Here is a 12708-nt window from a genome sequence, read left to right as displayed (position 1 = left end):
ATCTCCTCGACCTCGACGAATGCTACACACCAACTCTCTGCCTTTTCCTTGATTTCCTTCGCGAGTTCTTCGCGAGCCGCGGCGTCGAGTTTTTTCGAGTCGTCAATTCCAATTATCCGTGTGCCGGGCTTCAGGATCACGGCGCCAGCGGAGACTGGCCCGGCGAGAGGGCTCATTCCCGCCTCGTCCACGCCTGCCCGGCATGATGGCCGCTTTCCCAGAGAGAGCTCTCGAAGCGCAGCATCTTTCGCAGGCGCTGCCCCTCGGACCTGTTTTCGAAGCGCCGTTTATCGATTGAGGCCAGGATGGCACGGGCTCCCGCGCGGGCGTCGGCCCGCAAGATCTGCTCGACGTCGGCCTCGAGCGGTCTTTTCTCGACGACATAGCGCCGACGCAATACATCGAGTGAATACTGGGTCATAGCGGCCTTCGTGAAGACTGAATGTGGGGAGCGTGTTGGTGAAATTTGTGGCGATTGTCTGAAGCTAGACCATGCCGTCATCAACTGCGCAGCGGTTTGTCGAAAGGAACCGGACCGGCTCGCCATCTGAGGTCCCGCTATTTCGGAGAGCCACTGATCCAGACCTCGCGCCGACGACCTCAGAGCGGAACCAACAGGTGTCTTCATCCCTTGAGAAAGAGTGGAGCCTCGATCCCAGGGGGCATCCCAAGGGACAGGCCCATGCTCCGAGAGACCGGCAACGAAGAACAGGCTCTGGACCGCACCGCCCAGGTCGCGGCCACCATCGCGGACGAAGGCCTCCGGTACGTCAGCGACTCCGCGCCGGGGTACACGCGCAAGCGGACAGGAACCACTTTCAGCTACTACAACAAGGACGGCGAGCGCATCACCGATGCCGCCGTCATCCGACGCATCAAATCAATCGGCATCCCGCCGGCCTACGAGTCCGTGTGGATCTGCCCGTCCTCGAACGGGCACATCCAAGCAACCGGGCTCGATGCGCGGGGTCGCAAGCAGTATCGCTACCATCCGAAGTGGCGCGAACTCCGAGACCAGAACAAGTATGAGCATATCATCCTGTTCGCTGCCACGCTGCCCGCGCTGCGGGAGCGGGTCGCCGCCGACATGAAGCGGGACGGACTGCCCCGCGACAAGGTGCTGGCCACGATCGTTAGTCTTCTGGAGAAGACTTTGATCCGGGTCGGCAATGCCGAGTATGCCGAGAAAAACAAGTCCTACGGGCTCACGACCATGCGCCGCAAGCACATCGCGGTCGGGCGCGGCGTCCTTCGGTTCGACTTCACGGGCAAGTCCGGCAAACAATGGAAGCTTCGCGTCGAGGACAAGCGGATAGCCGCGATCGTGAAGCGTTGCGCGGAGATCCCCGGACATGAGCTCTTCAAGTACCTCGACGACGACGGACAGCCCCGCACGGTCGATTCCGGCGACGTCAACGCCTACATCAAGGACATCACGGGCGAGGACTTCAGTGCCAAGGATTTTCGGACTTGGGCGGGAACGGTTCTGGCGGCGTTGGCGCTGGCCGAATTCAAGAAGCACGACAGCCAGGCCGAGGCGAAGCGCAACGTCGTCGCCGCGATCGAAAGCGTCTCGAAGCAGCTCGGCAACACACCGGCCATCTGCCGAAAGTGCTACGTGCACCCGGAAGTCCTGAACGCCTACATGTCAGGTGACCTCGTGAAGATGATTGAAGCCAAGATCGCGCAAAAGTTCAAGCGCCAGCACGCCAAGCTCACTTCCGACGAGATCATGGTGCTGGCATTTCTGCGCAGGCGTCTCGATGCTCTGAGGGTGCTCGTCTAGCCTTGCGTACGCGGTCTCCAGACCCTGCGTCCTCCTGGACCCTGCGGGCGCCCCTCGCCGACGGCCGGCGAGGCGCTTTCCTTGCCCTGATCTTAGGACCACTCCCTGCAACCACAATCACGATTCCGACGTGCTGATGCTGGTAGCTTCGGTCCGGGGCGCCGTCACCGGGCTGACGTCCGAACTGCTCGAGGATCACATCCGCAATCACGTCACCCGCCAGTCGCCGTGCCATGTCGGGCACGGTAATGCTTACCGGCTAATCTCGATACCGGCAGAACTCGTCGCCGTTTTCATACTCGATGCAGGTCTTAACCCGAGCGTAAGACCGCATTTCCCTACTAAACCCGCCTTCATACCGGCCTTCGCCGCGGCCCGGCGACCGGTATCCAGAACCGCGATCCATATCATCATCGTCGCGACGCCAGTTTCGTCCCGTGGTTCGATGATCCTCATCTTGGTCCATCATACGGCCCATCTGCCGATGCATCTGACGCATGCGATCCATATCCATGCGGTCGTCTCCACGATCCTGCCGGGTAGTCCAATCGCGATTAATGCGCGTGCCCTCGGCGCTCTGACGATCTCGGTCGCGCGCTTGATCTGATTGCTGCGGTGATCGCTCCGGCTGGACTGGAGCCTTTTGCAATTGGACTTGGTCCGGCTGTTGCGGGGTTACCTCCGGCCGAGCTTGGGGAGAGGCTTGATTAGCATCTGGCCCTGTTTGCTGAGCGAAGGCCGCAACGGGAATGAAACTGGAGACTACAAAAAGGATTGCGGCCATGTCTGATCGACGCATGATCTCACCTCGCGAGTTTGCTCTCTAACCTCGTGAGGCGGTTTTTGTTCTTATCTTTTTTGAAACGTCAGGAACGGTGACGCTTGTAAGCTTGGGCGCCATGGCAGTGCCGCCATGCCGGTTTTCGAATGTTAGAACTCGCTGTTGGGTTCTCTAGCAGTGCCGAGTGAGCGAGCGAGACGCGGGAGCCGAACTGTCTAGGTGTCCAAGGCTCACCTCGCCACACACCGGCGCCGTAGCGGCCGCTGCGGATCAATCCTAGACTGGGCTCCGCGGTTCGGGTTGACCCGTCTCAACTGATTCATTGCGTCGGCGGTTCGGGGCTGCACGTGGCTCCACTTCGTCAATAGCACGAATGGTAAGATGCTGGGCGATGTCCACCGCCACGTCCTGCTCAAGACCCGACCTGATCCGTCAGGTCCTGACCTAGTGCAGCAGGAACGTCATCACCTGCGCGGCGTGATGGATGAAAGACGCGAAGTAGAGGTATTCGCGGCCGCCGCATCGACTCGGTAGCCAGTATTCCCAGAAGTCGGTCGCGAGACGGCCCTACTGGTCCTCTTGCTCTAATTTTTCGGCAAGTCCGTCATATTCTTCAGTGAGATCCTTGAGCTTTTCAGCGAACTGCGGGTGAGCCGTCCCTTCGGCTAGTTGATGCAACCACAGCGCCCTCTTGCGCGACCTTTCCGCGTCACGATCGATACAAGCCGTTAGATGCATTTGCCTTTCCTCCTAACCTCCTGGAAAGGCCGCCCTGAAGAGCGGCCTCTCCATGCTGATGTAATTTTGTGCGGCGTTCAAGCGCCCGTCTTTGGCACACGCTGAAGCATGCTCCCACTCCTCGCACGATTCCCATCGTGCAGCGCACCAGGCGCTTCGTGCTGCCGCACATCCACCGGCAGTGTTGCACTAGGCTCGCGGAGACTGTGTGCTTCCCTAGTCTGATCACCGACGGACACTACGAATGTGCCAAGCCATGGTTGCGGCATAGGCAAGTAGAGTAATGCAGATGCCCGCGGCCAGTCGAGGTTTTGACACAGAGCCACATTCACGACCAAACCTTTCCGCCCGAATGGGTGTGTTGATAGTCAGGATTTTCCCGACAGTCGAAAAGCAATCTCCAGACTGCCTGGCGAGCTGCAATCACTGTATTCGGTTGCGCCTGAAGTGATCGTTCGTGGAGACTCCCGTGAAAACGTAGGTTTTCGAGGGGCCGAACCGGCAACTTTTTGCGCAGCATTAGAAACTACCCGGCCGTAGAGCCGAGAAACTTCGCGTGTAGATGCCGGCAAGCCTCGGGCTGCAGGCATAGGCTTGTAATAAGAGCTGATGCCCGGGAGGCCCCTCATCTTCGGTTGTGTACTAACCGGTCAGCAGCCCTGAAAATAGAAGTGCGGCGCCAAGTCCAATGAACGACAGAATTGAGGCCAGCACAACTTCGAGGCGCAACATCTTGCGCCGCCCGTCCCTAGGATTGGGTATCCCGATGAAGATGAGGACGCCCGCAGCCCCGAGCAAGGCAGCTCCGACTAGGATCTTCATGTTCGCCTTCCTTCATTTAAAGAGAGCAATAGCCAACCCCAGCCGGCGACTGGGGCCGACCCGCTTTCCCTTAAAAGGGTGACATGTGTGCTTGTCCAGCAGTACCGATGGAAGCCGGGGATGGCGCGCAACCGTACCCAGCTCGATAAAGCGGCTATATCCCAAAGGGTCGGAAACTATTCGCAAATCCGCTTGCGGACCGTAACACGCTCGCCATATCGATTCATTCGGTGACGGACAACAATTCGGCAATCGCGATCTCGGTTATAGGAATCGTAGAGGTGACGGCGATGATGATTTGGCCCGACACGCAGGCCGTTTGGACCGACACCGAATTCGACGGCGTTCGAAGTTCCGGCACTCGTGGCTAACGCGGCGATCAGCAATGCCGCCGCGATAATCGCTTTCTGCATCTGCAATCTCCTACCGGGCTAAACTTCTGAAGCTCGCGGCTTCTCAATTCGTCCCCACGTATGCAAAACACGTTCGAATGCAAAATGATCGATCCGTCGGTACGTATTTGTACCGAATTTCGATCTGCTTAACGGCGCTGCATTCGCCGTCGCGACGTCAGTTTGCGCGCGTATGACAACCTATAACCTCGCAGCAAATCGTGCTGAACAGCACGACAGCATAGGTTGGAGCCAAGTCCGGCGTTTTGGTCGGGCTGTCCGGCAGTGAGAGCAAGCGACACGGATGTGCCGCCACGCACGCGCGCCCATTCCGCACTACAAATAGAAGCGCACTTGCTGGTGCGCTCCTCTTATGCGACGACGCTGTCGGAACACGACTATCAGTGTGTAACCAGCGGACACGCCGAGTCGGATAATTTCCCGAATGCTTCTTCGCCCGACATAGTGTGAACCAGCTTGTAGTAGTCCCAAGGTTGTTTGGACTCATCGGGTTTCTTGACCTGCATGATGTACATCTCATGCTCCATCAAGCCATCGGCACGGATCTTGCCATTGCTGGTGAACATGTCGTCGATCTTCATCTTCTTGAGCTCCGCCATGACCTTCTCTGAATTTGTGGAGCCGGCAGCCTTGACCGCGTTGAGGTAGCTCATGGTCGCCGAATAGTAGCCCGCCTGATTCATGGTGGGCTCGCGCTTCGTCTTCTCATAATAGCGTTTGGCGAAGGCGCGGGTCTTCTCGTTGAGATCCCAATACCAGCCGGTGGTGAGGTACAGGCCCTGTGCGGTCTTGAGGCCGAGGCTGTGAATGTCGCTGATGAAGGCGAGCAATGCGGCCGGCTTCATTGTCCTGGCGATGCCGAACTCGTCGGCAGCCTTGATCGAGTTAGTGAAGTCGTTGCCGGCATTGGCGAGTCCAAGCACCTGCGCACCCGCGTTTTGCGCCTGGAGCAGATAGCTCGAGAAGTCCGACGTGGAGAGCGGGACGCGCACGGCGCCAGTGACCTTGCCGCCATTGGCCTCGACCACCTTCGACGCCGACTCCTGCAACTGGGTGCCGAAGGCGTAGTCGGCCGTGAGGAAGAACCAGGTTTTACCGCCCTGCTTCACCATGGTCTTGGCGGTACCGTTGCCGAGCGCAGTCGTGTCGTAGACGTAGTGGACCGTATACGGCGTGCAGTCCTTGCCGGTCAGTGATGCGCCGGCTGCGCCGATAGCGATGAACGGAATTTTCTTCTCCTTGGCGACATTGTTCATCGCCAGGCTAACTCCCGTGTTCGATCCGCCGAGAATCATCGTAATGCCGTCCCGGTCAGCCCATTCCCGGAATTTTTGCGCTCCAACATCGGGCTTGTTCTGGTGATCGGAGACCATGAACTCGATCTTGTTACCCAGAACGCTGCCGCCAAAATCCTCAATTGCCATCTTGGCCGCCTCGACACCGCCGGGGCCGATAACGTCGGCATAGAGGCCGGACATGTCGTCGATATCGCCGATCACGACCTTGTTTTCGGCCGCGTGTGCAGTCGTCACCGCCATTGACGCTGTGAGCAGCAGTTGAACCGTTCTTACCGCAATGTATTTCATTTGACGTGTTCCTCCTTTTCGATTTCAGCGCGAGGTCGTCAGGACTTCGCGTCGTCACGTCGCGCTGGGTCAAATCAACTAGACGCCGAGATAGCGCTGGAGCAGCTCCGGTTGTGCCTTGAGCTCCCGAGCTGGCCCGTCGTGCACGATGTGTCCGTTGTTGATGATGTAGATCCGGCTCGCCAGGGCCAGCGTCGCCGCCAAATTCTGCTCGACCAGCACGATGGTCTGGCCGGCGGCGGCGAGCTCGCGGCAGGCCTTGACGAGATCGTGGACGATGACGGGCGCGAGCCCCTCGAACGGCTCGTCCAGCAGCACGATCTTGGGATCGCGCACCAGCGCCCGCGCGATAGCGAGCATCTGCTGTTCGCCGCCCGACAGCTCGGTGCCGCGGTTGCTACGCCGCTCCTTCAGTCGCGGAAACATCTCGTAGATGCGGTCGAGAGGCCAGCGTTTGGGCGCCGTGATCCCGGCGAGCAGGATATTCTCTTCCACCGACAGGCTGCCGAAAATGCGGCGCTCCTCGTGCACGAGCTGCATGCCCGCCTGCGCGATTCTGTGGCTTTTTCGGCCGGCGATATCGATGCCGTCGAACTTCACGCTGCCGCTACGCGGAGTCACGACACCCATCAGGCTCTTCAGCGTGGTGCTCTTGCCGGCGCCGTTTCGGCCGAGCAGTGCCACCACCTCGTGACGCTCGACATGCATGGCGACGTCGAACAGGATGTGGGAGTCCCCGTAGTAGCTGTTCAGGCCGTTGACCTCGATCAGGCTCATGCGGCGATCTCTCCGTGAACTCCGCCGAGATAGGCTTCCTGCACGGCGGCGTTGGACTTGATTTCCTCCGGCGTGCCGTCGAGCAGAACCTTGCCTTCCTGTAGCACCGTCACGCGCTCGACCAGCTCGAACAGCGAATCCATGTCGTGGTCGATGATGATCATGGTGCGCCCGCGCGCGATCGATTTGAGCAGCTTGACGGTCTCGACCCGCTCGCGTGGGCTCATGCCCGCAAGCGGCTCGTCGAGCAGCAGCAGGCGTGGCGAGGTGGCGAGCGCGAGCCCGATTTCCAGTCTCCGCTTCTCGCCATAGGCGAGCTCGGATACCGGCGTATCGGCCCGGCGGCTCAAATTGACGAGGGCAAGCGTGTGCTCCACTTGCTCGGTCAGGCCCTTGACGCTGGAGAGCTTACGGAACAGGTCGAGCCGAAATTTCCCGCGCAGCTCGGCCAGCGCGGCGATCGTCAGGTTCTGACGCACCGTCAATCCGGTGAAGAGCTGGTTGACCTGATAGCTCTTGGTGAGGCCGAGCTGGCAGACCTCGGTGACCTTCAATCCGGTGATGTCGCGCCCCTCGAACACGATCTGACCAGAGCTCGGCGCGATCTCGCAGGTCAGCATCTTGAAGAAGGTCGATTTGCCGGCGCCGTTGGGGCCGATGATCCCGCGCAGCTCGCCCTGATTGACGCTGAAATCGATGTCGCTGTTGGCGACCAGGCCGCCATAGCGCTTGGTGAGGCCGCTGGCTTTGAGGATCGGCCCGGAATAGACGGGATGCGCGACCCTCTTCGCCTGCATCGGCGCGGGCGGGAGTTGCTGCGCGGCCTCGCTGTCAGCGGCCTCTTGCCCCACTTCCGCTTCCCCCCGCTTCCGCCCGTCCGAGACAAGGCGATATAGATCGGCAAGACCGCCGATGATGCCGCCGCGCAGGAAGCAGACCAGCAGCACGAATACGACACCCAGCACCAGCTTCCAGGCCGCGCCGAGGCCCAGCGCGGATTGGAGGAAATCCTGCAGGAACAGCCAGACGGTCGCGCCGACCAGCGGCCCGAACAACGTGCCCCTGCCGCCGATGGCCGTCTGCATCACGAGCTGGCCCGAGGTGTCGAAGGTGAAGGCGTCGGGCGGCATGAAGGCCTGGAGCACGCCGAGCAGGCCGCCGGCGAGACCGGCGTAAGCCGCCGCGATCACGAAAGCCGTCAGCTTGTAGCCGTGGATGTTGTGGCCGACGGCCGTGGCGCGCAGCGGATTGTCGCGGATCGCACTCAGAATCGCGCCGACCGGCGAGCGCACGATCCTGAGGGCGATGACGACGCCGACGAAGTAGCACAGCGCGATGAACTGATAGAGCGACCAGCCATTGGTGAAGTGGATGGAGGTGAAGCCGAGATCGAAGCTCGGCGTCGGTACCCCCGGCAGTCCATTCTCGCCGCCGGTGAAATCGGAAAGTGGATTGAACTCGACGAAGAAGAACACCTCCGCGATCGCCACGGTGATCATCGCGAAATAGATGCCGGTGCGGCGCAATGCGATCAGGCCGATCAGGTAGCCGGTCGCGGCGGCCGCGATCATGCCGATGATCAGCGCGCCCAGCACGTTGCCGAAGCCCGCGCGGGTCAGCAGGTAGGCGGCGACGAAGCCGCCGGTGCCGTAGAAGGCGGACTGGCCGAACGAGAGCAGGCCGGTGAAGCCGAACAGGATGTCGAAGCCGAGCCCGAAAAGGCCCCAGACCAGGATCCTGTTCACGGTGTTCGGCGCGAAGCCGAGACGAGGAAGCACGAAAGGAGCTGCGATCAAGCCGATCGCAGTCAGGGCTTCGATCAGGTAGGGGCGTTGCTTGAGCATCAGGAGATCGCTTACTCGCGGCCCTGGACGCCGAGCAGGCCATGCGGTCGTACCACGAGTACGAGCGTCATCGCTGCAAACAGCATCACATAGGCATAGCCGGGGTTGAACATGGAGGTGACGCTGATGATCTCGCCGGCGATCAGGCCGCCGAGAATTGCGCCCGGGAACGAACCGACGCCGCCGATCACCACCACCACGAAGGTCTGGACCAGGATGTCGTCACCGATGCCCGGTGTCAGCGACACCACCGGCGCGTTGACGATGCCGGCAAAGCCGGCTGCCATTGCGCCGATGCCGAACACGATCATGAAGACGCGGTAGACGTTGATGCCGAGCGAATCGACCATCACCGAATCCTCGATGCCGGCGCGCACAATCATGCCCAGCCGGGTCCGGTAGAGGACGATGAACAACGCGCCGAGCGCGACAGCGACGATCCCGACCACGGCGAGGCGATAGGTCGGATAGAACATGAACCCCAGATTGGTGATGCCCTGGAATAGCGCCGGCGGCGGCACCAGCTGCGACTGGCTCGAGAAGATCAGGCGCACGAGCTCGACGAAACAGATGCCGAGCCCGAAGGTTACCAGCAGCTGATCCTCGTGGGGCCGATGATAGAAATGGCGGATGATGACGCGTTCGATGAGAACGCCGAGCAGCATCACGAACAGGGAGCCCGCGATCACGGCGAGGATGAACGACTCCGTGTACTGGTAGGCGACAAAGCCGGCATAGCCGCCGATCATGAACATCGCGCCGTGCGCGAGGTTCAGCACGCCGAGCGTGCCGTAGATGATGGTCAGGCCGGAGCTGATCAGCGCGAGCAAGGCCCCGAGCGCGAGCCCGTTGAAAAGCTGTGAAACGAGGTTGGGCCAACTTATCATGCGACAATCGCTGTTGCGGCGCGCGATCGTGCGCGTCCAAAAAAGGTGACGCCGCAGGTCCTGAGTAAGGCCTACGGCGCCACAGGGGTTAGTTCGGCATCAGCTGTAGTCGCCGAGATGGCAGCCGAAGGCGTCCGGCTTCTGCATCAGGCCGTCGCCCGGGACGATCTCGACGACGTCGTACCAGTCTTCCTTGTTCTTCATGTCCTTCTGCTGCTTGCCCTTGACGATGATCACCGGGCGAACGCACTGATGGTCCTCGGGACGGTAATGCACGTCGCCCACCAGGGAGGGGATCGTCTCGCCTTTCTCGTAGGCCTTGATCACGTCGGGCGGATTGAAGCTGCCGGCCTGCTCGCACATGTGCGCCCAATGGGCGAAGCTGACATAGGCGTTCTCGGCGCCCCATTCGGGCTTGTAGCCGTACTTCTTCTCGAAGGCTTCGTTGAACATCTTGGCGAGCGGGAATTTGTCTTCGATGGTCCACCAATAATCGGTGGCGGCGTAGACGCCCTGCATCAGGCCGCCGGTCTCGCGCGCGATAAAAGGCACCTGGTAGGGGACGACCAGCTTCATCTTGTCGAGCACGCCGAACTGCTTGGCCTGTTGTGTCGACAGCACGGCGTCGTGCCCCCAGTTGACGTTGATGAGCACGTCGGCGCCTGAATTCGCGACGTTCAGCAAATAGGAGGAGTAGTCGGGTGCGCCGAGGGGCGCCACCTGGTTGGTGGTCGTCGTCCAGCCCGCTGTTGCGAGGAAATCCTGCATGGATTTGGTGACGGTGTGGCCGTAGGTGTAATCAGGCGTGAGATACGCCGCCTTCTTGCCCTTGCCGAACTCACGTACCATCACCGGGCCTATCGCTGCAGCCGCAGTCTGGCCGTAGAAGTTCTGGCGAAAGCCGTAGCGGACGCAATCCTTTCCGGTAGTATCGTTCGAGCCGGAAATGCCGCACACGAAAATGACGTGTTCGCGCTGGGCGAGTTTGTTCAGCGCCACCGCAACGGCGCTCGACGTGCCGCCGGTGATCATGATCGCCTTGTTCTCGCTGATGAAGCGCTGCTGCGCCTGCACCGCCTCGTTCGGCTTGGCCGCGGAATCGGCGACGCCGAACTTCAGCTCCTTGCCGAGCACGCCCTTGCTGGTCTTGGGCGAGATCTTCTTGATCAGCTCGTGGCCTTCATTGATGTGCTCGATCGCGAGCTGGTAGCCCTTGAGCTCGTCTTCACCTTGTACGGCATAGGTGCCGGTGCGCGGCACGGAGATGCCGATGAAGGCGGTGGAACCCGACACGCCCGCGGGATAGGTGCCGATCGCCGGCTCCTCGGCAAACGCCGGCATCGCGGGCAGCATCGAGCCGCCGATGAGGCCCGCGGTGGTCTGAAGCAAGCCACGGCGCGAGAGGCCGCGGCGGATGAGATTGTCAGTCATCGTTTCCTCCGAACATCGTTCTTGTTTGCAGGGAAGGCACGACCTGTCCGGCGGCAGCCGGTCTCCAGGGCCTGCCCGCGCCGGGCACGTCACATCCGCGTGTAGCTCTTGGGCGTAAGCATTGCTTGTGAACGCCTTCTGTCAATTTCGTCTTTGGTCGAACGCCGAAAATTATCTCGTGAAAACATATCGGATCACGATATATATTAGCCTTTGTGAGTACGAGACTGGCGGGTTCGGCGAGAGAAATGGCGCGGCGAACGAGAGTGGCGGGTACCCGGAAGCGACGGTCATGGCCGCAAGGTGCGGAGCGGCCGGACCCCGCGCGGTCGGTGGAAGAGGTGAACGGGCAGCGGGCCACACCGCAGTCCGGCGACGCCTCGCGCATGCCCGAGCTTCGAAATCGACCGACCGGTGGGCGGGGACCGGCAGTCGGCTCTGTTCAGGGGAAGCATGTGCCCGGGCCGATGAAGCGGCTGAGCGTGCGTGCCCAGAACGTCCTGAAGGAGCTTGCAGTCGAACTCAACGGCGAGCGACCGCCGAAGGGGAATTGGTCGCCGTCGCGCGAATTGCTGCGGGCGCTCACGGCCGAGCGCCTCTCGACCGCGCGCAATTGCGGGCCGCATACGATGCGGGAAATCGTGGACTGGGCGCAGGCCTGCGGCGTGACCATCAAGCCGGTAATCCCGCCCGGCGGTTCGCTGTCGCAGATGTGGAGCGAGCTGATCGCCAATGCCTCGGCAGGCAACCTGACCGGCGCCGAGATCGCCGGCGCGCTGCAGCGCTCGATCCGGCGGAAGAGCGTCCGCATTCCGATCGCCCTCCAGGTCATCCTGGTGAAGATCCTGCTGTCCAGCTTCGAATAGAGCGACGGATAGCTGTGCATCCGGAATTCCTGCTGGTTGGTCCCGGCGCTGCTGCTTGCTACTTTTGGCTGCGCTGCCGGTGTTGCCGAGTGGCAAGGAGGGAGGGGCACGGCATGGTTCAGGCGAAGAAGGCGCAACGGTCGACGGCGGCGGTAGCTGAGCGGGCTTCACGCCGCCGCACGATGCGCGACTCCGACTATGCTGGGCTGGCGCAGTTCCGCTTTCAGATCCGAAGCTTTCTGGCGTTCAGCGAGGCAGCCGCAGCACAGCAGGGATTGACGCCGACGCAGCATCAGGCGCTGCTTGGGATCAAGGGCTTTGTGCGGCCGGGTCCCGCTACAGTCGGTGATGTCGCGCGATTTCTGCTGATCCGGCATCACTCCGCTGTGGAACTGATCAATCGCCTCTCGAAGCTTGAGCTGGTCAGCCGCATTGCCGACCCTGAAGACGCCAGACGCGTTCATCTCAAGCTGACGAAAAAGGGTGAGCAGAAGCTCCAGGCGCTCTCGCGCAAGAACCTCGAGGAGCTCCGCCGCGCCGCAAGCCCGGCGCTCAGTCGTCTGCTGAGCTCGTTCCGGAAGTCCAGCCACACTTGAACACTCGTGGGACCGCCCTTTTCGATACGGAAAAACAGAGTGGGGCTGGCCACTAGAGGCGGCCAGCGGACAGCTCAGCCGAAGTCGAAGTGTCCGCGCCGGTCAGGCCCTGCACGCCTGCTGGATGGTCAACAGGTCAAAGCGCTTTCAGAACACAGTGCCGAGGCCGAACTCGAACGGG

Annotated in this window: 11 protein-coding genes and 2 pseudogenes; 4 read left to right on the top strand and 9 right to left on the bottom strand. The window is 61.3% G+C overall.

All coding sequences use genetic code 11. The annotated features are described in order from the left end of the window. A pseudogene (locus AC0L3J_RS22625) lies at window positions 1-421 on the bottom strand (ribonuclease H family protein); the annotation flags it as partial. A 261-nt stretch (window positions 422-682) separates the two neighbouring features. Here AC0L3J_RS22625 and AC0L3J_RS22620 point away from each other — a divergent pair. Together AC0L3J_RS22620 and AC0L3J_RS22615 are read left to right on the top strand one after the other, a co-directional pair. Continuing rightward, window positions 683-1786 carry a DNA topoisomerase IB gene (locus tag AC0L3J_RS22620; protein WP_456769001.1) on the top strand — a complete coding sequence of 368 codons (1104 nt, stop codon included), beginning with the start codon at window positions 683-685 and terminating at the stop codon, window positions 1784-1786. 124 nt (window positions 1787-1910) lie between these two features. Continuing rightward, a pseudogene (locus AC0L3J_RS22615) lies at window positions 1911-2000 on the top strand (metal-sensing transcriptional repressor); the annotation flags it as partial. Between the two features lie 1134 nt (window positions 2001-3134). Here AC0L3J_RS22615 and AC0L3J_RS22610 read toward each other — a convergent pair. From AC0L3J_RS22610 to AC0L3J_RS22575, 8 genes are all read right to left on the bottom strand, one after another. Next, window positions 3135-3305, bottom strand: coding sequence for a hypothetical protein (locus AC0L3J_RS22610; RefSeq protein WP_354161672.1), 171 nt, complete (start codon window positions 3303-3305; stop codon window positions 3135-3137). Window positions 3306-3947: 642 nt separating this feature from the next. Continuing rightward, the gene (locus AC0L3J_RS22605) at window positions 3948-4127 is read right to left on the bottom strand and encodes a hypothetical protein (RefSeq protein WP_456769000.1); all 180 of its coding nucleotides are present in this window, start codon (window positions 4125-4127) and stop codon (window positions 3948-3950) included. Window positions 4128-4303: 176 nt separating this feature from the next. Then, window positions 4304-4540 (bottom strand): hypothetical protein, encoded by a 237-nt coding sequence (locus AC0L3J_RS22600; RefSeq protein ID WP_456768999.1) that lies wholly within the window; start codon window positions 4538-4540, stop codon window positions 4304-4306. A gap of 380 nt (window positions 4541-4920) precedes the next feature. Further along, window positions 4921-6126, bottom strand: a complete 1206-nt coding sequence (locus tag AC0L3J_RS22595) for an ABC transporter substrate-binding protein (protein ID WP_354161678.1) — start codon at window positions 6124-6126, stop codon at window positions 4921-4923. 78 nt (window positions 6127-6204) lie between these two features. After that, entirely contained in the window at window positions 6205-6903 is a 699-nt protein-coding gene (locus AC0L3J_RS22590) for an ABC transporter ATP-binding protein (RefSeq protein WP_007607511.1), read from the bottom strand. Beyond that, window positions 6900-8747 (bottom strand): branched-chain amino acid ABC transporter ATP-binding protein/permease, encoded by a 1848-nt coding sequence (locus AC0L3J_RS22585; RefSeq protein WP_456768998.1) that lies wholly within the window; start codon window positions 8745-8747, stop codon window positions 6900-6902. The genes AC0L3J_RS22590 and AC0L3J_RS22585 overlap by 4 nt, the downstream gene beginning before the upstream one ends. Before the next feature lie 11 nt (window positions 8748-8758). Next, complete coding sequence (locus AC0L3J_RS22580) at window positions 8759-9634, bottom strand: branched-chain amino acid ABC transporter permease (RefSeq protein ID WP_456768997.1); 876 nt, start codon at window positions 9632-9634, stop codon at window positions 8759-8761. A gap of 99 nt (window positions 9635-9733) precedes the next feature. Then, entirely contained in the window at window positions 9734-11065 is a 1332-nt protein-coding gene (locus AC0L3J_RS22575; protein WP_456768996.1) for a substrate-binding protein, read from the bottom strand. Between the two features lie 455 nt (window positions 11066-11520). Here AC0L3J_RS22575 and AC0L3J_RS22570 point away from each other — a divergent pair, with 455 nt between their 5' ends. Both AC0L3J_RS22570 and AC0L3J_RS22565 read left to right on the top strand, forming a co-directional pair. Next, window positions 11521-11931: a hypothetical protein gene (locus AC0L3J_RS22570; protein WP_456768995.1), complete on the top strand. Its 411-nt coding sequence runs from the start codon at window positions 11521-11523 to the stop codon at window positions 11929-11931. A gap of 113 nt (window positions 11932-12044) precedes the next feature. Continuing rightward, complete coding sequence (locus tag AC0L3J_RS22565; protein ID WP_456769853.1) at window positions 12045-12527, top strand: MarR family winged helix-turn-helix transcriptional regulator; 483 nt, start codon at window positions 12045-12047, stop codon at window positions 12525-12527. Window positions 12528-12708 lie beyond the last annotated feature (181 nt).

It is taken from the genome of Bradyrhizobium sp. Kon37, from assembly GCF_055807535.1.
This window is presented reverse-complemented; position numbering and strand designations above follow the sequence as displayed.

What these genes read in the sequence shown, in the direction of transcription:
- AC0L3J_RS22565 (WP_456769853.1), top strand. Translation starts at nt 12,045, where the DNA reads ATGGTTCAGGCGAAGAAGGCGCAACGGTCGACGGCGGCGGTAGCTGAG.
- AC0L3J_RS22585 (WP_456768998.1), bottom strand. Translation starts at nt 8,747, where the DNA reads ATGCTCAAGCAACGCCCCTACCTGATCGAAGCCCTGACTGCGATCGGC.
- AC0L3J_RS22610 (WP_354161672.1), bottom strand. Translation starts at nt 3,305, where the DNA reads ATGCATCTAACGGCTTGTATCGATCGTGACGCGGAAAGGTCGCGCAAG.
- AC0L3J_RS22600 (WP_456768999.1), bottom strand. Translation starts at nt 4,540, where the DNA reads ATGCAGAAAGCGATTATCGCGGCGGCATTGCTGATCGCCGCGTTAGCC.
- AC0L3J_RS22580 (WP_456768997.1), bottom strand. Translation starts at nt 9,634, where the DNA reads ATGATAAGTTGGCCCAACCTCGTTTCACAGCTTTTCAACGGGCTCGCG.
- AC0L3J_RS22595 (WP_354161678.1), bottom strand. Translation starts at nt 6,126, where the DNA reads ATGAAATACATTGCGGTAAGAACGGTTCAACTGCTGCTCACAGCGTCA.
- AC0L3J_RS22605 (WP_456769000.1), bottom strand. Translation starts at nt 4,127, where the DNA reads ATGAAGATCCTAGTCGGAGCTGCCTTGCTCGGGGCTGCGGGCGTCCTC.
- AC0L3J_RS22575 (WP_456768996.1), bottom strand. Translation starts at nt 11,065, where the DNA reads ATGACTGACAATCTCATCCGCCGCGGCCTCTCGCGCCGTGGCTTGCTT.
- AC0L3J_RS22620 (WP_456769001.1), top strand. Translation starts at nt 683, where the DNA reads ATGCTCCGAGAGACCGGCAACGAAGAACAGGCTCTGGACCGCACCGCC.
- AC0L3J_RS22590 (WP_007607511.1), bottom strand. Translation starts at nt 6,903, where the DNA reads ATGAGCCTGATCGAGGTCAACGGCCTGAACAGCTACTACGGGGACTCC.